Annotated in this window: 22 protein-coding genes; 14 read left to right on the top strand and 8 right to left on the bottom strand. The window is 32.5% G+C overall.

The window, feature by feature from the left end:
* Window positions 1-186 precede the first annotated feature (186 nt).
* The 8 genes from tsaD to BM289_RS10230 all read left to right on the top strand — a co-directional run bounded on the left by tsaD (window position 187) and on the right by BM289_RS10230 (window position 7,420).
* Window positions 187-1,209 carry a tRNA (adenosine(37)-N6)-threonylcarbamoyltransferase complex transferase subunit TsaD gene (tsaD, locus tag BM289_RS10265; RefSeq protein ID WP_091492967.1) on the top strand — a complete coding sequence of 341 codons (1,023 nt, stop codon included), beginning with the start codon at window positions 187-189 and terminating at the stop codon, window positions 1,207-1,209.
* Window positions 1,210-1,211: 2 nt separating this feature from the next.
* Window positions 1,212-1,925, top strand: coding sequence for a 16S rRNA (uracil(1498)-N(3))-methyltransferase (locus BM289_RS10260; protein WP_091492966.1), 714 nt, complete (start codon window positions 1,212-1,214; stop codon window positions 1,923-1,925).
* Window positions 1,926-2,065: 140 nt separating this feature from the next.
* Window positions 2,066-2,704, top strand: coding sequence for a DUF4159 domain-containing protein (locus tag BM289_RS10255; protein ID WP_091492964.1), 639 nt, complete (start codon window positions 2,066-2,068; stop codon window positions 2,702-2,704).
* 10 nt (window positions 2,705-2,714) lie between these two features.
* The gene (locus BM289_RS10250; protein WP_091492962.1) at window positions 2,715-3,212 is read left to right on the top strand and encodes a TrmH family RNA methyltransferase; all 498 of its coding nucleotides are present in this window, start codon (window positions 2,715-2,717) and stop codon (window positions 3,210-3,212) included.
* A 297-nt stretch (window positions 3,213-3,509) separates the two neighbouring features.
* Window positions 3,510-4,469, top strand: coding sequence for a zinc metalloprotease (locus tag BM289_RS10245; protein ID WP_091492961.1), 960 nt, complete (start codon window positions 3,510-3,512; stop codon window positions 4,467-4,469).
* Between the two features lie 108 nt (window positions 4,470-4,577).
* Window positions 4,578-5,669, top strand: coding sequence for an AI-2E family transporter (locus tag BM289_RS10240; protein WP_091492959.1), 1,092 nt, complete (start codon window positions 4,578-4,580; stop codon window positions 5,667-5,669).
* 2 nt (window positions 5,670-5,671) lie between these two features.
* On the top strand, window positions 5,672-6,850 hold the full coding sequence (locus tag BM289_RS10235) for a class I SAM-dependent methyltransferase (RefSeq protein ID WP_091492957.1): 1,179 nt from the start codon (window positions 5,672-5,674) through the stop codon (window positions 6,848-6,850).
* Window positions 6,851-6,853: 3 nt separating this feature from the next.
* On the top strand, window positions 6,854-7,420 hold the full coding sequence (locus tag BM289_RS10230; RefSeq protein WP_091492955.1) for a hypothetical protein: 567 nt from the start codon (window positions 6,854-6,856) through the stop codon (window positions 7,418-7,420).
* Here BM289_RS10230 and BM289_RS10225 read toward each other — a convergent pair whose 3' ends face one another.
* Window positions 7,421-8,068 carry a M15 family metallopeptidase gene (locus BM289_RS10225; RefSeq protein WP_091492953.1) on the bottom strand — a complete coding sequence of 216 codons (648 nt, stop codon included), beginning with the start codon at window positions 8,066-8,068 and terminating at the stop codon, window positions 7,421-7,423.
* Between the two features lie 206 nt (window positions 8,069-8,274).
* On the opposite strand from BM289_RS10225, the gene BM289_RS10220 reads away from it, so the two are divergent.
* Window positions 8,275-8,790, top strand: a complete 516-nt coding sequence (locus BM289_RS10220; protein WP_143102066.1) for a hypothetical protein — start codon at window positions 8,275-8,277, stop codon at window positions 8,788-8,790.
* 140 nt (window positions 8,791-8,930) lie between these two features.
* On the opposite strand, the gene BM289_RS10215 is transcribed toward BM289_RS10220, so the two are convergent.
* On the bottom strand, window positions 8,931-10,034 hold the full coding sequence (locus BM289_RS10215; RefSeq protein ID WP_091492950.1) for a fatty acid desaturase family protein: 1,104 nt from the start codon (window positions 10,032-10,034) through the stop codon (window positions 8,931-8,933).
* A gap of 177 nt (window positions 10,035-10,211) precedes the next feature.
* Window positions 10,212-10,541 carry a helix-turn-helix domain-containing protein gene (locus tag BM289_RS10210; RefSeq protein WP_091492949.1) on the bottom strand — a complete coding sequence of 110 codons (330 nt, stop codon included), beginning with the start codon at window positions 10,539-10,541 and terminating at the stop codon, window positions 10,212-10,214.
* Between the two features lie 122 nt (window positions 10,542-10,663).
* On the opposite strand from BM289_RS10210, the gene BM289_RS10205 reads away from it, so the two are divergent.
* From BM289_RS10205 to BM289_RS10190, 4 genes are all read left to right on the top strand, one after another.
* Window positions 10,664-10,933: a hypothetical protein gene (locus BM289_RS10205; RefSeq protein ID WP_091492947.1), complete on the top strand. Its 270-nt coding sequence runs from the start codon at window positions 10,664-10,666 to the stop codon at window positions 10,931-10,933.
* A 43-nt stretch (window positions 10,934-10,976) separates the two neighbouring features.
* Window positions 10,977-11,186, top strand: a complete 210-nt coding sequence (locus BM289_RS10200; RefSeq protein ID WP_091492945.1) for a hypothetical protein — start codon at window positions 10,977-10,979, stop codon at window positions 11,184-11,186.
* A gap of 193 nt (window positions 11,187-11,379) precedes the next feature.
* The gene (locus tag BM289_RS10195) at window positions 11,380-13,149 is read left to right on the top strand and encodes a glycoside hydrolase family 9 protein (protein WP_091492944.1); all 1,770 of its coding nucleotides are present in this window, start codon (window positions 11,380-11,382) and stop codon (window positions 13,147-13,149) included.
* 6 nt (window positions 13,150-13,155) lie between these two features.
* Window positions 13,156-13,932: a ThuA domain-containing protein gene (locus BM289_RS10190; protein WP_091492942.1), complete on the top strand. Its 777-nt coding sequence runs from the start codon at window positions 13,156-13,158 to the stop codon at window positions 13,930-13,932.
* A gap of 2 nt (window positions 13,933-13,934) precedes the next feature.
* On the opposite strand, the gene BM289_RS10185 is transcribed toward BM289_RS10190, so the two are convergent.
* Both BM289_RS10185 and BM289_RS10180 read right to left on the bottom strand, forming a co-directional pair.
* Window positions 13,935-14,756 (bottom strand): phospholipase A, encoded by an 822-nt coding sequence (locus BM289_RS10185; protein ID WP_091492940.1) that lies wholly within the window; start codon window positions 14,754-14,756, stop codon window positions 13,935-13,937.
* 102 nt (window positions 14,757-14,858) lie between these two features.
* Complete coding sequence (locus BM289_RS10180; protein WP_091492939.1) at window positions 14,859-16,040, bottom strand: MFS transporter; 1,182 nt, start codon at window positions 16,038-16,040, stop codon at window positions 14,859-14,861.
* Window positions 16,041-16,318: 278 nt separating this feature from the next.
* Here BM289_RS10180 and cas1 point away from each other — a divergent pair, with 278 nt between their 5' ends.
* Window positions 16,319-17,023 carry a type II CRISPR-associated endonuclease Cas1 gene (cas1, locus tag BM289_RS10175; RefSeq protein WP_208610246.1) on the top strand — a complete coding sequence of 235 codons (705 nt, stop codon included), beginning with the start codon at window positions 16,319-16,321 and terminating at the stop codon, window positions 17,021-17,023.
* A gap of 321 nt (window positions 17,024-17,344) precedes the next feature.
* On the opposite strand, the gene BM289_RS10170 is transcribed toward cas1, so the two are convergent.
* The 3 genes from BM289_RS10170 to BM289_RS10160 form a co-directional block, all read right to left on the bottom strand.
* Window positions 17,345-17,623, bottom strand: coding sequence for a type II toxin-antitoxin system RelE/ParE family toxin (locus BM289_RS10170; protein ID WP_091492937.1), 279 nt, complete (start codon window positions 17,621-17,623; stop codon window positions 17,345-17,347).
* Window positions 17,616-17,861: a ribbon-helix-helix domain-containing protein gene (locus BM289_RS10165; protein ID WP_091492935.1), complete on the bottom strand. Its 246-nt coding sequence runs from the start codon at window positions 17,859-17,861 to the stop codon at window positions 17,616-17,618. The genes BM289_RS10170 and BM289_RS10165 overlap by 8 nt, the downstream gene beginning before the upstream one ends.
* Window positions 17,862-18,381: 520 nt before the next feature.
* Entirely contained in the window at window positions 18,382-18,834 is a 453-nt protein-coding gene (locus BM289_RS10160) for a hypothetical protein (RefSeq protein ID WP_091492934.1), read from the bottom strand.
* Window positions 18,835-19,042 lie beyond the last annotated feature (208 nt).

Below are 19,042 nucleotides of genomic sequence, written 5' to 3'. Positions count from 1 at the left end.
GGTTCTGGATATTATTTTCTTTACTTTTTTGATAGCTTCTTTAATTTTAGTTTTCTTTTAAATTTATTAGAACAGACAAAGAGCGGCTGTTTTTGATAAAAATTCTTTAATTTTGGGCCACTGCTTAAATCAAAGAAATTTTAATCCTTTGGTTTGTCAAATATAATTCAAAATTTGTGCCTTTATATGCAAAATCCAGAGGTTTTTATTCTAGCCATCGAAAGTTCATGCGATGATACTGCTGCCGCGGTTTTACATAACGACAAAGTATTGTCAAATGTTGTAGCCAATCAATTAATTCATAATCAATACGGAGGTGTTGTTCCTGAATTGGCCTCGCGAGCGCATCAGCAGAATATTGTACCTGTGATCGATGCTGCACTTCGTAAAGCAAATGTACAAAAAGAACAGTTAAGCGCAATCGCATTTACGCAAGGTCCTGGCTTAATGGGGTCATTATTGGTAGGAACTTCTTTCAGCAAATCTTTATCATTGGCGTTAAAAATTCCGTTAATTGCTGTAAATCACATGCATGCTCATATTTTAGCCCATTTTATTGACGAAGAAGGCTATGACAAACCTGAATTTCCTTTTTTAGCTTTAACAATCAGTGGCGGACATACTCAAGTTGTAAAAGTGAACAGCTTTTTCGACATGGAAATTATCGGCGAAACTACCGATGATGCCGTAGGTGAAGCTTTTGATAAAAGTGCCAAAATTCTTGGACTTCCTTATCCAGGTGGTCCCTTAATTGATAAATATGCCAAGGAAGGAAATCCAAAAGCCTTTGCTTTTACAAAACCAAAAGTTCCTGGATTAGATTTTAGTTTCTCTGGTCTAAAAACCGCTATTTTATATTTCATTCAGAAAAACAAACAGGAAAATCCGAATTTCATTGAAGAAAACCTAAACGATATTTGTGCTTCAATCCAGCATACTATTATCGAAATTTTGATGGATAAAATTAAATTGGCCGTAAAAGAAACTGGAATTACGCAAATTGCAATTGGAGGTGGTGTTTCTGCCAATTCAGGAATTAGAAATACCTTGAAAGAAACAGAAAGCAAATATGGCTGGAAAACTTTTATTCCGAAATTCGAATATACAACAGATAATGCTGCAATGATTGGAATTGTAGGTTATCAGAAATACTTATCCAACCGTTTTGAAACTTCTGCCGTAGTTTCCAAAGCAAGAATTGAATTTTAAACATGCAGTTATTTTTTAATCCGAATATAGACGAAAAGACCGAAAGTTTTTCTTTTGATAAAGAAGAAAGCCGTCATATTATAAAAGTTCTCAGAAAGAAAGATTCTGATATTCTTCATGTGACCAACGGTTCTGGATTATTATTTGAAACCCAGATTACATTGGCTTCAGATAATAAATGTACAGTCCAAGTACTTTCTATAAACAATGCCGAAAAACCTAAATTTCATCTTCATCTGGCTGTTGCGCCAACGAAAATGAATGACCGTTTTGAATGGTTTCTGGAAAAAGCAACTGAAATTGGAATTCAAGAAATAACGCCAATTTTTTGTGATCGCTCTGAGCGAAAAGTCATCAATAGAGATCGTTTTGAAAAAATCATTCTTTCGGCAATGAAACAATGTAATGAAACTTTTCTTCCGAAATTAAATGAAGCTATTTCGTTCAAAGAATTTATTAAACAAAAAAACGAAGGACTTCAGTTGATTGCACATTGCGAAGAAACCGATAAAAAATCATTGAAAGAAGTTCTTAAACCAAATGAAGATGTTACCATTTTAATTGGTCCAGAAGGCGATTTTTCTGAAAAAGAAATTGCATTGGCATTAGAAAACAACTATAAACCAGTAACTTTAGGAAATACTCGTTTAAGAACGGAAACTGCTGCTGTTGTGGCTTGTCATAGCGTTGTTTTTTTTAATGAGGTTTCTAATTAAAACATTACTAAATCCAATAGCACTAGTTGTCATCGCGAGGAACGAGAGATCACACTGGTAACTCTACAAAGATTGGCGATATACCGTGAGGAATCTCTTGTGTGATTTCTCCTTCGTCGAAATTGACAAAACATATAATTATGAAAAAAATATTCTTGTTATTTTTATTGATTTCAATCTCTTCTTTTTCGCAGGAAATTGCTTTGCTGAAATACAGTGGAGGCGGTGACTGGTATGCTAATCCGACTTCACTGCCTAATTTAATCAGTTTTTGCAATGCTAATATTTATACCCGCATCAAAAACAAACCTTCGACTGTTGAACCCAGCAATCCAGATTTGTTCTCCTATCCTTTTGTACATATGACGGGACACGGAAATGTCGTTTTCAGCGATTCAGATGTAACTAATCTTAGAAATTATTTAACTGGGGGAGGTTTTCTTCATATTGATGATAATTATGGAATGGATCAATTTATTCGAAAAGAAATCAAGAAAATATTCCCTAATAATAGTTTAGTAGAAATTCCTGCCAATCATCCTATATTCCAGAAACCATTTCCTTTCCCAAACGGATTACCAAAAATCCATGAACACGATGGAACTCGTCCGCAGGCATTTGGAATTTTCATAGAAAATAAACTCGTGCTTCTTTATACCTACGAATGCGATTTGGGCGACGGCTGGGAAGATGCAGAAGTACACAACGATCCTGCAAACGTAAGAGACAAAGCCTTAAAAATGGGAGCCAACATCATCAATTATATTTTTACCAATTAAATTCTAGAAAGTGCAGCTTACTCACGAAGAAAATCAATTTGAAAGAAAAACTTTTCCGATTACTTTAGTTTGTGATCATATTTACTTTCAGCAGAATATTGGTTCTTTGTTCCGAATTTCTGAAGCTTTTGGAGTAGAAAACATTATCTTTTTGGGAAAAGATATTCCGCTGACACCTCGTAAAATAAACAAAACTTCCCGAAGCACACATCTTCATGTGCCTCACGCCATAATTGAAAATTATACTGAACTTCAAACCTATTTAACTGAAAATAGTTTTGAAATAATTGCTTTAGAAATAACTTCAAACAGCAAACCTCTAAAAGAAGTTGTAATTCCTAAAAACAAAAAAATTGCCCTTTTAATTGGAAGCGAAATCAACGGGATTTCAGAAGAACTTTTAACTATTTCCAACCAAATTGTTCATATCAATATGTTTGGCAAAAACAGCAGTATGAATGTTGTTCAAGCTGCAAGTATTGCACTTTACGAACTTACTTCTTTATAAAAAATCAGACTCTTAAAGTTTCTTTTAATGCAATATTTTGAATTTTGCATTAATTTGTCTTATCTAAATAATCGATTAAATGCAAATAATCACGACGAAGTACATCAAAAAAAATATAAAATAAGTAAAATCTTATTAATATTTTTATAAGCATTTTTGTAAGAGCCAGCATTTGTAGGGGGTTGTAAAAATTCTCACAAAATAAGTCTTATAAAATTTTTCTGTAATTTAATTTTGTTATAAAATTGCGGTAATGTTTAACTAATCAACATTTTTATAACAAAAACCCAAATTATTATGAAAAAAGTTATTATTACCACATTTGCGGCTTTAATGCTGTTTGCTTGTCAAAATGGAGAATCTGAATCTAGCAATGCAGATGCAACTGTTGCTTCACGAAGAGGATGTGCAACTCAAGAAGTTTTGGAAGCGCAATTAAAAGAAAATCCTATGTTAGCTGTTAGAATGAATGAAATTGAAGCATTTACTGCCAAATACAATCCTTCTAATTTTACTGGCCGTCTTGTAAATGGCAAAATTGAAATTCCTGTTGTCGTTAACGTTCTTTACAGAACTACAGCAGAGAACATTTCAAATGCACAAATTCAATCACAGATTGATGTTTTAAACAAAGATTTTAATGCCTTAAACTCTGACTATAATAATGTTCCTGCATTATTCTCAGGAGTTAAAGCTAACATCGGTATTACATTTGTTTTAGATCAAGTTATCAGAAAATCTACAACCAAAACTTCTTGGGGAACAAACGACGCCATGAAAAAAACTGCTCAAGGCGGACTTGCACCTACTTCTCCAACAACTAAACTAAATATGTGGTCTTGCAACATTGGTGGCGGTATCTTAGGTTATGCGCAATTTCCTGGTGGAGCTTCATCTACAGACGGAGTTGTAATCGATTCTCGTTATTTTGGTTTATCAGGATCTGCAAACGCTCCTTTTAACTTAGGAAGAACTGCTACACACGAAGTAGGACACTGGATGAATTTACGTCATATCTGGGGAGATGCAACTTGCGGAAGTGACCTTGTTGCCGATACTCCTACTCATAATACTGCAAACTATGGAGTTCCTGCATACCCACACTACAGTACTTGTTCTGGCACACCTGTAGAAATGACAATGAACTACATGGATTATGTGGATGATGCAGCTATGTACATGTTCTCAAATGGACAAAAAAGCAGAATTTCTGCCATTTTCACAAGTGGAGGTGCAAGAGCTTCATTTGCACAATAATTGCTGACAAAATACTAGGTGAAAGCGAGATCTAACAGGTCTCGCTTTTTTTATTTAAACTCAAATTTTAAAATGCTTTTTCCTATATTTATAGTCTAAATTTTAAACATGATCACGTCAAAAACTATTTCGAACGGAATTTTAAGAGCTTTAGCAACGATCTTAATTATTGGTATCGTTTTATATTTTTTATATAGCATTCAAACCGTTATTATCTATCTATGCATCTCTTTACTTTTGTGTCTAATTTCGAATCCGCTGATTTTATTTTTAAAAAATAAACTAAAATTCAGCAATACAATGGCTGCCACAACAACAATAATCCTTTTTATTTTTCTAATAGTAGGTTTTATTCTGTTATTTGTTCCTTTGATTATCTCTCAGGCCAATAATTTGTCTCTTTTGGATACGGCACATCTTCAAACTCAGTTCATGGAAACTGAAAAACATCTTGAAGAATATTTTAATATCCAGCATATCGATTTAAATAAAGTCATAAAAGATTCCAAACTTACTTCTGTATTAGACTTTAGTTATTTTACAGGATTTATCAATTCGATTATCAATTTTATGGCCGATATGGGAATGGGATTGGTATCTGTTTTTTTTATCACTTTCTTCTTTATAAAAGATCAAGATGTTTTTAAAGACCAAGCACGAAGAGTACTTCCAGACTCCAATGAAGACAAAATTTTAAATTCTATTACAAAAATAAACCATCTTTTAACCCGATATTTTATTGGTTTGTTACTGCAGCTGATTGTTGTATTCATTCTTTATTTAATTGTACTTCTTATTTTCGGAAATAAAAACGCCTTTGTCATTGCTTTTTTATGTGCGATTCTAAACATAATTCCTTATTTAGGCCCAATTATAGGAACTTCTCTAGCTGCAATATTAACAATGATCAGCATGATTGGCCAGGATTTTCAATCGGAAATTTTGCCAAAAACAATTTATGTAGTGATAGGCTTTTTATTGGTACAAGCAATTGACAATAATATCAGCCAGCCGATAATTTCGTCAAAAAGTGTAAATTCGCATCCGTTAGAAATATTCTTAATCATCTTGATCAGCGGTATTACGTTTGGAATTGTTGGTATGATTATCGCAGTTCCAGCTTTTACAATGATTAAAGTAATTTTAAAAGAATTTTTTCCTAACAATAAAATTGTCTCCGTATTAACCGAAAGAATTTAGCTTTGAACAATCCTATTTTGCATCCCGATATTCAAGAATTTATCATTCAGAATACGAGTGCAGATTTAACAAAATTAGCGCTTCAGAAAAATCCGTTTCCAGAAATGGATTGGATTTCAATTTTAAATCAAATTGAAGCACGAACAAAAGCAAAAGATAAACTTCCAACTTGGTTTTCGGAACAAAATATAATTTATCCGAGTAAAGTTTCGGTTGAGCAGACTTCTTCAGAAAAAACAGCCGCTTATAAAGCAGACTTAATTTCCGGCAAAACCTTAATTGACCTTACTGGAGGATTTGGTGTTGATGATTATTATTTTTCTAAGAAATTTGAATCCATTACACATTGTGAAATCAATGAGGATTTATCTGAAATCGTAAAACACAATTTTCAACAACTGCGAGTCGAAAATTGTATTTTTCATTCCGGAGATTCCATTCATTTATTAGAAGAATCAAATCAGAAATACGATTGGATTTATATTGATCCATCACGAAGAAATGATGCAAAAGGCAAAGTTTTTATGCTGAAAGACTGTCTGCCCAATGTACCTGAATTATTGGATCTTTATTTTGAAAAAGCGGATTCTATTTTAATCAAAACAGCTCCATTATTAGATATTTCTGCTGGATTATCGGAACTTAAAAATGTCAAAAACATTCATGTTATTGCTCTTGAAAATGAAGTGAAAGAATTACTTTTTGAAATTCATAAAAATTATTCGGGCGAAATAACCCTAAAAACGGCCAATATTTTAAAAGATAAAACCGAGACTTTTGAGTTTATTTTGGGAGAAATACTATATCCTTCATACGGTTTACCACTGAAATATATTTATGAACCCAATTCGGCAATCATGAAATCAGGAGGTTTTGATGAAATCAGTACTATATTTCAAATTAACAAACTGCACAAACATTCCCATTTATATACTTCAGAAAATTTAATTGATTTCCCAGGACGCAGATTTGAGGTTCAAAAAGTCATTTCATATAACAAAAACGAGATGAAGAATGAGCTTGTAAATCAGCAGGCGAATATCACAACTCGTAATTTTCCAGAGACCGTAGAAAACATTAGAAAAAAGTGGAAAATAAAAAATGGTGGAAATTTGTATTGTTTTTTTACAACCGATGTAAAAGATAACAAAATAGTTTTAATTTGCAGCAAAATAATCTAAGCAATGAAACAACTATTTACACTAACTCTTTTTTTATTAACTATTACCGCATTTGCACAAAAACCATGTGAATACAGTGTAAACGTAAATGACTCTATCGGATCTTATAAAGTAACGAACGAATTCTTAATGAGTGAGAAATATTTTGGAGGAACTTTTAACTATATCTTCTTCTCTCTTGCTCAGACTGATGGTTTGCCAACGCTGAATCTGCAATCTATCCAGAAAAGCAAAGATTTTATTAAGGCCAATTGTTTTGATAAAAACTCCAAAATCTTTTTACAGTTAGAAAACGGAAAAATAGTAACCTTAATACATATCGATCAGGAAAGCTGTGGTACACTGGTACGTGATGACAAAGATTATGATAACCGTGTGAATACTGGGATTTTCATGTTTATGAAAGATAATTATGAAGAACTCAAAAAGTCTCCAATCTCCATTATGAGAATAAAATATCTAACCAATATAGAAGATTATATTGTAAAACGTGAACTTACTTCAGAGTTAACAGGAAAGGTTACAAAGCCCAATACTTATTTCATGGAAAACATACGATGTGTTGAATAATTAATCGCATTTCCATTTCTGATTGGCTACTTTGTCTTTTAAACCTGCTTTTAAATTATAATGCCACCATTCAGAATCAAATGAATTAAAACCATTCTTGATCATTACTTTTTTCAAATAGGCTCTTTTTGAAAGAATTTCTTTTGAAAGCTGTTTGAAATTATGACTGGCCTGAATTCCAAAAAAATCAAAAGAAGTTCCCATATCGACTTCTTTACCATTTATATCAACCAAAGAAATATCTACGGCTCCTCCTCTATTATGGATGGAGCCTTTTTTTGGGTCGGCCACATACTCTGGATTCGATACAATCTCCCACATTTTTTTCTGAATATCCAGCGGTCTGTAACAATCAAATAGTTTGATTCGGTATCCTTTTTTCAAAAACTCATTATTGGCAGCAATTAAGGCTTTTACAGTTTTTAAGCGCAACATACATTCGGCACAATCGTATACTTTTGCTTTCAAAAAATTATCCTCGGTCGCATATTTCATATCATAAATAAAATTGTTGCTGTAATCCCTCAGATTTACAAAAGTGGTATCTGAAACCTTTGAATCCTGCTCATTTTCATAGGCTTCATGTTGCGCTTGTAAAGATGAAACACAAAAAAGAAAACCAATCAATAATTTTGAAAAACACTTCATTGCTTAATAATTTTTAAAAATTGAAGTTAAGCAAAAAAACTTAAATCTGCCTCGCTTATCACTTCTTCGCAAAATCTGAAATTCAATTTTTGAAGGACTACAAACGTCTTAATTTACTTTCAAAAGAAATATTATTTTAATATCTTTATAAAAATCAGCCCCTTACAACTTTATAAATTCTATTATTAATTCTAAAATCAGTTATTATGAATTGCAGCACCAAGTACATTTCTATAGTCTTATTGAGCAGTATTCTATTTATATCCTGCAAAAAGGAAATAATAAAAAGCGTTCCTACAACCGATTCAACTTCTATAAAAACAGAAGCTTTAAAAACGGATAGCTCTGTTATAAATCCAATAGATTCTCTATATACTTTGGTTGATAAAAGTGTGATTGGAACTCAGTTTTTAACCAAAAGCAGTCTGGCTCCAAGATTGAAAAAATTAATGGGCGCTGATTACGATCAAATGGTAAAATACTGGAATACTGAAACGCCTTTTGAAAAACAAGAAAATATACTTCATGCCTGGGGCTGTAAACAACATGACTGCAGCACTTACTCGTATGATCTTTATATTGATGTGAAAAACAATAAAATAAATGTTTACAAATTCGCCGAATCAAAACTCACCATTTTCAAAGAAGATAATTTTGATATTGAAATCAAAGACAATTTATTGAAGGATTTGAATATTAAGAAGGAGAATGTTAAGGGTTGAGAAGTTAAGGGTTAAGCGTTAAGGGTTAAGCGCAAAAACTCATAACTCATAACTCATAACTCATAACTCATAACTCATAACTCATAACTCATAACTCATAACTCATAACTAAAAAAAGCGGTTATAAAACCGTTTTTTTTTTAAATCTCTCCTACCATTAAAATATTTTCTTTTACACCTTTATTCTTCAGCATTCTAAAATGCGAACGCACGGCATGATAAAAAGGATAAGACGTGTAAGGCAAATTGTATTCTTCAGCATAACGCCTTATAATGGGTGTGATGTAAGGATAATAAGTATGTCCGACACCCGGAAAAAGATGATGTGCTACGTGATGTGTAAATCCGCCGTATAAAAAATTGGCTAATTTACTTTCTGTGCTAAAATCTTTGGTGACAACCATTTGATGCACAGCCCAAGTATCCGAGAGATTTCCTTCTTCATCGGTACTTGGAAAATGAGCATCTTCGTCGACATGAGTTGAAACTAAAGCGACAACACCTATGGCACTGCCACACATGTGCATAGAAAGCCAAGCAAAAAATACCATATACCAAGGCTGATTTAAAAGCATCATCGGGATAAAAAGGATATAAATCAAATTGATAATTTTGGCTGCAAATAAACGATAGACTTCTTCTTTCGGAATCTTCTCTACTATTTTTTTGACATAATTGTTTTTAGTACCAAAAAAATCTTTAAAGTCTCTGATATAAATCCAGTTCAAACTATACAACGGATAAATAAACCACATATAAATATGCTGGTATTTATGGTAATTAAACAATGGACTATTGGGAAATATTCGAATGATATCGCTCTGTTTAATATCAATATCCCAATCTGGAACATTTGGATAAGCGTGATGCAGACCAATATGACGACGCATCCAAAGCCAGTGATTACTGCCAAATAATTCTAAGACATACAAAAACCATTCATTATGCTTTGGTTTCTTAAACAAAGCTCCATGCGCCGCATCATGAAAAGCATTGATAAATAAAACAATCATTGTAATTCCAGACAAAATGTAAAAGAGAAAAAGTAAAGGAGTCTGGTTTCCAAAAATCAAAATACAGCCGTAGCATAAAAAGAAAACGGCTAAAAGTCCTAGAGACTTGACAACATTTAATCGATACAATGATGAGTTATTTAAGACCGTTTCATTCACTTCTAAACGCATCTTTTTAAAAAAATCATCAGTTCCAGGTTTAACATAAACCGGTCGTTTTAATTTTTCCATGTGGTTGTTGGCTAGAAATTGTTCTATCAAATTTAATAAAAAAAAACTTAACCAATTACAATACAACCACTTAAACATACCCTGTAATTCATAAAAAAACCACTCCTCATGAGTGGTTTTTTAAATCTTTTGGTTAAAACCTGTAAGTGTTAGATATTTTCGGAAAACTATTTAGAACTATTCCTCAAATTTTTTCTCTGCCAGCCGCAGTCTAATATTATGAATACGCCCTTCGATTTCTTCTAAGTCATTCAGCATATTCTGCTTTTCATAAACTGCTCCTGCTTCATTAACCATACTTTGCCCATCTTCTGGTGCAAAAAGATCATTTAAATCTACGTCGGGAAAGTTTTTACTTAAACTAAGAATAAATTCAGAGCCTATACTAGCCGTGCCATGTAAATATCTCCCAATCATTGCCGGGCTGAATCCTAAAATTTCTCCCACCTCTTTTTGCTTTAATCCTTTAGCCTTAAAGAATTTGCTTAATTTCTCGTTATACATCATTATTTAAAATCAAAAAAAAATATAGTTAAAATATATTTTTTAACATTAAAAAAGACAAATAATATAATATTATTCCTACATTTGTCTTTTAATAAAAATACTAATTAATAATTAGCAAATATATGTCAAAATTAATCAAAAATAGCAATTTTAAAGAAGATAATTCTCACAATGAAAAAGCTTATGAATTTATTAACAAGCATTTACCTGTAACCTATGTTGAGCTGACTATTTCGCGCATTATCAAAAAAGGACAGCCTGCTCCCAGTAAAGCTTTAATTAGAAACGTAAGAAACAAAACTATTGTACGAAATGATATTTTATTAGCGTTAGTAGAAGTGGCTTATGAAAACAAAGAAGCTATTGAAAGAATTAAACTTTTAACTTCTTAAAACAAGGATTACAAAAATTCCTTTTCATTTAAACCTAACTATTATGACTGACCGAAACAAAAACAATAGAAAACAAAATCGACAAACTAAATCTATTAAAGAGCAATTTAAAGTTACAGCAGCAAATCAGACAGATTCTGCAAATATTCCTTATTTATATGGTATGACTCTTGAAGAGTATAAAGAAGGTGCTGCCATACATTCTAAATGCTTTGATCAACTTAAAATGGTAAAAACTACTCTTTATAATTAGGTAAAAATCCCATCAAATACACATCACTGCTGTATTAATTTCAACCAAATTATCAGTAAATACAAGTCCTCAAGCACAATTCTTAAACCAGATATCTTTGGGCTAAAGATTGTATAATAGTTCAAAATTGTACTTTTTTGTAATTTGCCTTTGCTTAAGTTTCATTCTAAAACTTATTATTAAAAAGTAAATTATGTTCAAGTTCAGAAAACAATTAAGTTATGCTGTAATGGTATTTTTTCTTTCTGTTATAGCTTACGGCAATCCTGTTATTTATATAAACCAAATTGGTTTTGATCCAAAAAGTCCCAAAATTGCTATAATCGGGACTGAAACTCCTCTTCAAAATACCACCTTTAGTATTATCGATTCCAAAACTGGAAAAATTGTTTTTACTGCAAAAGTTGGAAATGCAGAAAGCGTTGACGACTGGAAACTTGGCAGACTGTTTTATAAAGCCGATTTTTCATCTTTCCAAAAAACAGGCCAATACAAAATCACAATAAAAAACGAGAATCAAACAATTACTTCTCCTTCGTTTGAAATTGAAGAAAATATATTGGCAAAACGAACCATTTCATCGATTGTACATTATTATAACAAACAAAGAGCTAATACTCCGGAAGAATTAGAAGCCGATAAAAACATTCTGCTATTTGGAAGCTCAAAAAAAGTCGATGTTAGAGGTGGCTGGTGTGATGCCTCAGGAGATGTGAGCAAATATTTTTCGCATCTGGCTTATGCCAATTTTGTATCGCCACAACAAACTCCTTTGGTAACCTGGTCACTAATAAATACCTCTGAAGCTATTCCGAAACAGCTTACAGAATGGAAAATAAAAGATTCATTGGATAATGAAGCCATTTGGGGTGCAGATTATTTAATGCGGTGTCTTTCTGATGAAGATTACTTTTATATGATTGTTTTTAGCTATTTTGATAAAAATCCTGCGGCAAGAAGAATCGTAGGTTTAAAGGCAAATAGTATTACTACAGATGAATATCAGGCTGCATTTCGCGAAGGCGCTGGTATGGCGATTGCTGCACTAGCTAGAATCTCACAATGGAAAAAAAACGGGGATTTTACATCAAGACAATACTTGGAAGGAGCCAAACGAGCTTATGCCCATCTTTTATCAAACAATACAAAGTACGATGACGATGGTAAAGAAAATATTATTGATGATTATTGTGCTTTAATGGCCGCAACAGAATTATGGATTACCACTAACGATGCTTTTTATAAAAACGAAGCTAGAAAATGGGCTCATAAGTTGGAAAACCGAATGACAGATAAAGGCTGGTTTAGAAGTAATGATGGCAACCGTCCTTTTTGGCACGCAGCAGATGCAGGTTTGCCAATAGTCGCTTTAACTCGTTATTTGAAAAAAGAAAATGATCCTGCTGAAAAAACAGCAACTATTACTGTTATAAAAAAAGCACTGGATTACAATTTGGCTGTGACTCAAAATGTTAGTAACCCGTTTGGTTATGCACGACAGACTTTTTTATACAATGATACAATAAAGGATGGCTTTTTTATTCCGCATGAAAACGAAACGGGCTGGTGGTGGCAGGGCGAAAACGCAAGATTAGCCTCGCTGTCAACTGCTACAATTGAAGGCGGAAAAGCACTCGGTCTTTCGAAAAATGATACTACACAAAAATCACTGGATGTATATGCTTCACAACAGTTATCATGGATCTTAGGCTGTAATCCTTACTCGATGTGTTTTATGTATGAATTTGGAGAGAAGAATGTTCCTTACATGCATTCTAATTACGGACACGGTTCTGAAAGAGGTGGTATTTCTAACGGAATTACTGGAAAAGATGGAAATGGAGACGGATCTGGAATTGATTTTAAAATGGAAGACAACGGAAATGAATGGCGCTGGACCGAACAATGGATTCCACATTCTGCATGGTTTTTACAGGCAATTACAGCTTTGGTTCAAAAATAAAAGAAAATGAAAAATTCAATATTTGCAATTGTTCTAGTTCTGTTTTGTTTTTTCTTTCATGGAAACTGCATCGCTCAGAAGTCTAAAAAAGGAAAGTTTAAAATGCTGGTTTTATATGAAAATGGAGGGCATCATCTAGATTTTACTAAAGCCGCTAAACCGTGGCTAAACAAACTGGCACTTGACAACAATTTCACAATCGATTATATTGAGAATACTAAAATCATTAATGAAACTATTCTAAAACAATATAAAGTCTTTTTACAGCTGGACTATCCTCCTTATGCTTGGAGTGAAGAATCTATGAAAGCATTTGAAAAATATATGAATAGTGGCAAAGGCGGCTGGATTGGTTTGCATCATGCTACTTTGCTTGGTGAGTTTGACGGCTATCCTATGTGGCAGTGGTTTTCTGATTTTATGGGTGGGATACGATTTGAAAATTACATTCCTGATTTTGCTTCTGGCAAAGTTAAAATTGAAGATAACACTCATCCTGTTACAAAAGGAGTTTCCACCAAATTTTTAGTACAAAAAGAGGAATGGTATACTTATAATAAAAGTCCGAGAAACAATGTTCATGTACTGGCTTCCGTAGATGAATCTACTTATATTCCTGATTCTAAAATAAAAATGGGCGATCATCCCGTGATTTGGACCAATACAAATTTTGCCTCACGAAATATTTATATTTTTATGGGACATTCTCCTGATTTGTTTCAAAATGAAGCATATACCACATTGCTTAAAAATGCTATTTTTTGGGCTGCAGGAAAGAAATAATTTTAGAAAATCCCCATATTTTCTGGTTTAATGGTAAATCCTATTCGGAGCATGCTTTTGTGTTCCTGATAGTCAATTAAACTTTCTGTATATCCTACAAACCATTGTAAAGTGAGATAATAGTTTTCATTTTTATAGGGTTTCCAATTGACTTGTGTCTGCAATGATCCATAATTGAGAAGACCGCTTCCTTTTCTAAAAAGCACATCGGCACTCCATCTTCCGGGTTTTATTTGATAAGTCGCACTTGCTTCGCCATAACCAACATATTTAGTCAATCCCGGATTGTCCTCTTTATCTACTAAAGGAATCCAGCCTCGTATTCCTACGGTCCATCTGGGCGAAATTTGTGATTTTAATGAAAAGGCGAGCATGTTCCAAGTTCTAGAATAAATAGAATCTCTTCCGTTTGATTCGTGTTCAAATGAAATAGTTCCGTAAGTCAATCTTCCTCCTTTTAAATAAAACGGACGAACAATGGCTACACCTGGATTAAAATTGATTTCAGAAAATGGTTTCGAACTGGCATAAATATCCCAAAAAGCTTTTTGTGTATACATTAAATAAGGGAAAAAACCACCAACCCATGGTTTACCAGTTAAACGCTGCTTAAAACTGATCTGATATTTTACATCGGCGGTATTACGGGTAACTGCTTCGTTTATTGGAATACCAGTTAAAAAATAATTATCTCTATGAACAGAAAAACTATGTTCTTTTAAAAGTGAATCTGCCGCTCGAAAATTCTTTTTTTCTTCTATAATCTGTGAATTAACTTTAATTGAAAATAAAACGAAACAAAATAATAGGCTTTTGATGTACATTCTTCCAGTAATAAAATGAGATTAATTTTAGCTTTGATACTAAAATACGTATTTTAAACCGAAATAAAATATTCTAATTACCAATTGATTTTTACATAATTTCTATATCATTTTTCTGTCAGCAGTTTTCCTTTTCCAATACAAAAGATAGAGAATTCCCATTACAAATAAGAGAATATCAATTTTAAAGATTTGTGGTATTCGGTCAATAATATCACTGTAATAACTTCCTCCTAGTAAAGCGCCACATCCAATTCCAATTTCCATCGAGATGTACATTGTCGCAATTGCTTTTCCACGGTGCTGCGGGTCACTCAAATCAATAGTCCATGCATTTATTGCTGGAGACAAAATTCCTGTTCCCATTCCGTAAACGGCTGCGCCCGCTAAAAGCATATTAACTGTCGTTCCTTCGCTTATGACAAATAATGCGATAGAAGTTATAATCAGTCCAACTAGAATAACATTCGTTCTACCGTATCTATCAGAAACTTTTCCTGCTCCAAACCTCATCATAACAGATGCTACAGTAAAAGCAGTAAAAAAGATTCCTTTATTGGCTGCTCCCAAATGTTGGCTCCAATCTGGAATTAATGTCAAAATCAATCCGAAAGCGGTATAAGAAAAGAAAGTTATAATTCCCGCTGGAAGTGCTCCACGGTCAATAATATCTCTTTTTCCGATAAAAAACATTGATCGATGTAGTTTTTCTTTTGCTTCTAAAGTCTCTTTCATATTAGCTACAATAACGATAGACAAAAAAGCTAAAAATGAAGAACTGTAAAACATTACATCGATTCCATACGCATTTACCACCCATCCGCCTAAAGCTGGTCCCAAAGCTCCACCGATACTAAAACACAATCCATGCATTCCTAAAGCTTCACCCCAACGTTCCTGCGGAATAATATCGGCCACATAAGCAGAAGTTGCCGTAGGTTTAAATCCCGTCGAAAAACCATGTACCAATCGTAAAAACAGAAAACCGGAAACCGAGCTTAAAACCGGATATAAAAATCCGCAGATTAAACATACTACAGAACCTACAGCCATAACCGGAACACGTCCCCATTTGTCAGTCAATTTTCCACTAAAAGGTCTTGAGATTCCTGCGGTAAGTGTAAAAAGCGATATAATCAGTCCTTTATACTCCGCGCCTCCTAAACTTGTCAAATAGCTCGGCAGTTCTGGAATAATCATATTAAAACTTGATGAAAATAGCAACGAACTCAGGCAAAGTAAAATGAACTGAAGCGTATAAATGGATTTGTTTTTCTGTGACATTATCAGGTTATTGAAATAATTGTTGCGAAAAAAAGAAGGTCATAAATCGCAAGTTGCAAAGATACTTTTCTATTCTGATAAAGGTTTAATAAATCTTTTTTTAAATCGAAAAAATGATTTAATACTAAATGAAGGCTTTTGACACATTAATTTTAAATGTTTAAACTAAAAGTTTTGAATTATGGAAATCCATAAAACTAATACTTCTTTTAAGTCGAACTTAGGCAAATAACCGAGTATGTATACTTAACTGTTATTTATAATTTAAATCTAAATTTATGCTTAAAAGAACTATTTTAATTGAAAACAAGTTTTCGATAACGGCAAAAAATAATCAGCTGGTATTAAAGTCAGAAATGAAAGAGAGTTGTATACCAATTGAAGACATAGGATTTCTTGTTCTTGATCATAATGAAATTTATCTCAGTATACCCGCTATGAATCTACTTGTTGAAAACAATACTTCAATAATTATCTGCGGAAAAAATCATCTTCCTAACGGAATGCTGTTAAATCTTAATAGTCATCATATTCAGCAGGAAATATTCAAGAACCAGATTGAAGCATCGATACCTTTAAAGAAACAATTGTGGCAACAAACTATAATTGAAAAAATTAAGAATCAAGGACAATTACTTCAACAAATAACTGATTCTAAAAATAGTTTTGCATTTTTAGCCAGTAAAGTATTAAGCGGAGATTCATCGAATATGGAAGGAGTTGCAGCGCAGCAGTATTGGAAACATTTTCCTCAGCCAAATTTAGAATTTAATGGAATAAAAAGAGAACGATATGGCGACTATCCTAATAATTTTTTGAATTACGGTTATGCAATTTTAAGAGCCGCAACTGCAAGGGCGCTTTCTGGAAGTGGACTGTTGAATACATTAGGAATCCATCATAAAAGCAAGTACAATGCTTTTGCACTTGCCGATGACATTATGGAACCATTTCGTCCTATAAACAATTTGGAAATATATTGAATTTTGGGAAAAGCCGAAGTTCCTAAAGAGCCAAAACCTACACAATTGGAATTGTTTTAATACTTCATTTATTATCCAAGTCATAACTTGATTTACCACATCCTAGAATATAAAAAATGCCTCAATTATGGACTATCAAACCATAAAAGAAGCATTTTTTCAAACGATATTCAACTCTAATTCATTGTATGTAAGCAGGAAACAATCCAACTAATATTGTGTTTTCTAATCTTTAATCAAACCACAATATGCTCAAATGAAAGCATTGGAAAGCGAAAATATCGTGTTTTCTAATCTCTGATCAAACCACTTACATTTATATTATGGAAAATTTTGCCTTCCAATTATTGCAATAATTTCTACTTTTTCCTTATTAATATTATAATAAATGGCATCTACTCCACAAGCACAAAATCGCTCTGCATTTCTATAATTCACTACAATTGGAAATTGATATGGATTAGAAGCTATTCTTTCAAAACAATCATACAGCATATTGAAATATTTATCGGCTTGTGTTAGTCCGAATTTATAAACGCCATATTCATAAATTCGCCATAAATCTTCTTTGGCTTCATTAGTCAAAAAATAATTATACACCTTTTAATCGTTTTTTAAACTCGGCTAGCATTTCTTCTCGAGTTTGTGTTTCTGCAAACCCACTTTTAACACCTCTATCAATTTTCATTTGAACAAAGTTGTGATATTCTTCACGTTCACGTGCTTGCTTGATTAAATAATTAACAACTTCACTCTTGCTGGTAAATTCTTCTTCTGCAACTTGTGCTTTCAGCCATTCATCATTTTGCTTGGCTAAAGTGATACTTTGTCGTGTCATAATAATATTTTTTATTGGTGTAAATTTACACCATTTTTTTTAAATAGAATCACATTTTAGAGATTATTCCTGAAACTGAAATTTTTACTTTTATTGGATTGAAGGTAGACCATCCTGTTTTTCCTTCACCAAAACTTTGAATTCTAACATAAAAAGGTTGAAAATTATTCTGTATAGATGACTCCGAACTTAATCTAAATTCATAAAATTTTAGAAGAAAGTTTTTGAGTTTTCCTTACTCAAACCAATATACTTTTTCAATATATTTGTAATTGATTAAAATTTCTAATCTTTAATCTTATCACAATAAGGCTATATGCCGTAGATGAAAATCTTTAGTCCTGCTTCGGTGGGACTTTTTTATGTTTAACTGAGAGACAACATAATAATAAAAAAAAAAGAGGCAGTCTACAAATTATAGACTACCTCCTCAAGCGAACGCAGAAGGATTCGAACCTTCGACCGTCCCAATATTAAAACCGGGGACTCTAACCAGCTGAGCTATGCATTCGGTTATTTTTTACATCATAAAATATAAAGCTCTCTGCAGCACTTCTAACTGCTTCTTGGGCATTTTTGATTTTGAAAAACCTTTGTTGGAGAACTTCGGAATTATATTGGAGGAGTTTTTAAAACAGTTTTTTAAATCTTCGAAAATTTCCGTTTTAGTTTTTGAGGCATCTATTAAAATCAGATCTTTAATTTCTTCTATTCGAGATAAACTATTATAGAGGTGCTTGCTAAACAAACACACCATAAAATTTGAATTTATGCTATCTAGTTCAAAAAAATCTAACAGCTCAGAATACTCATATACTACAAATACAGAATGATCATAACCTGTTGATTTATTTTCATTTTGAAGCAAAAAAGAATCCTCAGAAAATTCAAATTCCCCTTTAAATTTTCTTTTAAACATTTTTAAAAAGATTCCTTTATTGTCACGAACTAAAACTTTTTCTTTTTTAATCATCTCTTAAGAATTAGCATTTATCTTTTTTTATAATAGATTACACTTCACAAACACAGAACATTCTTTTTTACGCAAGAAAATCCCTTAACTAGAAGTACAGGGACTCTTTAATGGAAGCAATAGCATTTCATATCCAATATTCATTCTTTGATTTCAGATAATTTCTAAATAAAAATCATCCTTAAAGAATCAATACAGACAAGAAAAT

Source organism: Flavobacterium phragmitis (genome assembly GCF_900112575.1).
In the GTDB taxonomy this organism is placed as follows: domain Bacteria; phylum Bacteroidota; class Bacteroidia; order Flavobacteriales; family Flavobacteriaceae; genus Flavobacterium; species Flavobacterium phragmitis.
This window is presented reverse-complemented; position numbering and strand designations above follow the sequence as displayed.

Excerpts from the sequence above, each read along its gene's own strand:
- BM289_RS10165 (WP_091492935.1), bottom strand. The coding sequence starts at position 17,861 with ATGACACGACAAAGTATCACTTTAGCCAAGCAAAATGATGAATGGCTG.
- BM289_RS10205 (WP_091492947.1), top strand. The coding sequence starts at position 10,664 with ATGTCAAAATTAATCAAAAATAGCAATTTTAAAGAAGATAATTCTCAC.
- BM289_RS10190 (WP_091492942.1), top strand. The coding sequence starts at position 13,156 with ATGAAAAATTCAATATTTGCAATTGTTCTAGTTCTGTTTTGTTTTTTC.
- BM289_RS10185 (WP_091492940.1), bottom strand. The coding sequence starts at position 14,756 with ATGTACATCAAAAGCCTATTATTTTGTTTCGTTTTATTTTCAATTAAA.
- tsaD (WP_091492967.1), top strand. The coding sequence starts at position 187 with ATGCAAAATCCAGAGGTTTTTATTCTAGCCATCGAAAGTTCATGCGAT.
- BM289_RS10215 (WP_091492950.1), bottom strand. The coding sequence starts at position 10,034 with ATGGAAAAATTAAAACGACCGGTTTATGTTAAACCTGGAACTGATGAT.
- BM289_RS10225 (WP_091492953.1), bottom strand. The coding sequence starts at position 8,068 with ATGAAGTGTTTTTCAAAATTATTGATTGGTTTTCTTTTTTGTGTTTCA.
- BM289_RS10255 (WP_091492964.1), top strand. The coding sequence starts at position 2,066 with ATGAAAAAAATATTCTTGTTATTTTTATTGATTTCAATCTCTTCTTTT.
- BM289_RS10240 (WP_091492959.1), top strand. The coding sequence starts at position 4,578 with ATGATCACGTCAAAAACTATTTCGAACGGAATTTTAAGAGCTTTAGCA.
- BM289_RS10180 (WP_091492939.1), bottom strand. The coding sequence starts at position 16,040 with ATGTCACAGAAAAACAAATCCATTTATACGCTTCAGTTCATTTTACTT.
- BM289_RS10230 (WP_091492955.1), top strand. The coding sequence starts at position 6,854 with ATGAAACAACTATTTACACTAACTCTTTTTTTATTAACTATTACCGCA.
- BM289_RS10210 (WP_091492949.1), bottom strand. The coding sequence starts at position 10,541 with ATGATGTATAACGAGAAATTAAGCAAATTCTTTAAGGCTAAAGGATTA.
- cas1 (WP_208610246.1), top strand. The coding sequence starts at position 16,319 with ATGCTTAAAAGAACTATTTTAATTGAAAACAAGTTTTCGATAACGGCA.
- BM289_RS10260 (WP_091492966.1), top strand. The coding sequence starts at position 1,212 with ATGCAGTTATTTTTTAATCCGAATATAGACGAAAAGACCGAAAGTTTT.
- BM289_RS10195 (WP_091492944.1), top strand. The coding sequence starts at position 11,380 with ATGTTCAAGTTCAGAAAACAATTAAGTTATGCTGTAATGGTATTTTTT.
- BM289_RS10160 (WP_091492934.1), bottom strand. The coding sequence starts at position 18,834 with ATGATTAAAAAAGAAAAAGTTTTAGTTCGTGACAATAAAGGAATCTTT.
- BM289_RS10200 (WP_091492945.1), top strand. The coding sequence starts at position 10,977 with ATGACTGACCGAAACAAAAACAATAGAAAACAAAATCGACAAACTAAA.
- BM289_RS10220 (WP_143102066.1), top strand. The coding sequence starts at position 8,275 with ATGAATTGCAGCACCAAGTACATTTCTATAGTCTTATTGAGCAGTATT.
- BM289_RS10245 (WP_091492961.1), top strand. The coding sequence starts at position 3,510 with ATGAAAAAAGTTATTATTACCACATTTGCGGCTTTAATGCTGTTTGCT.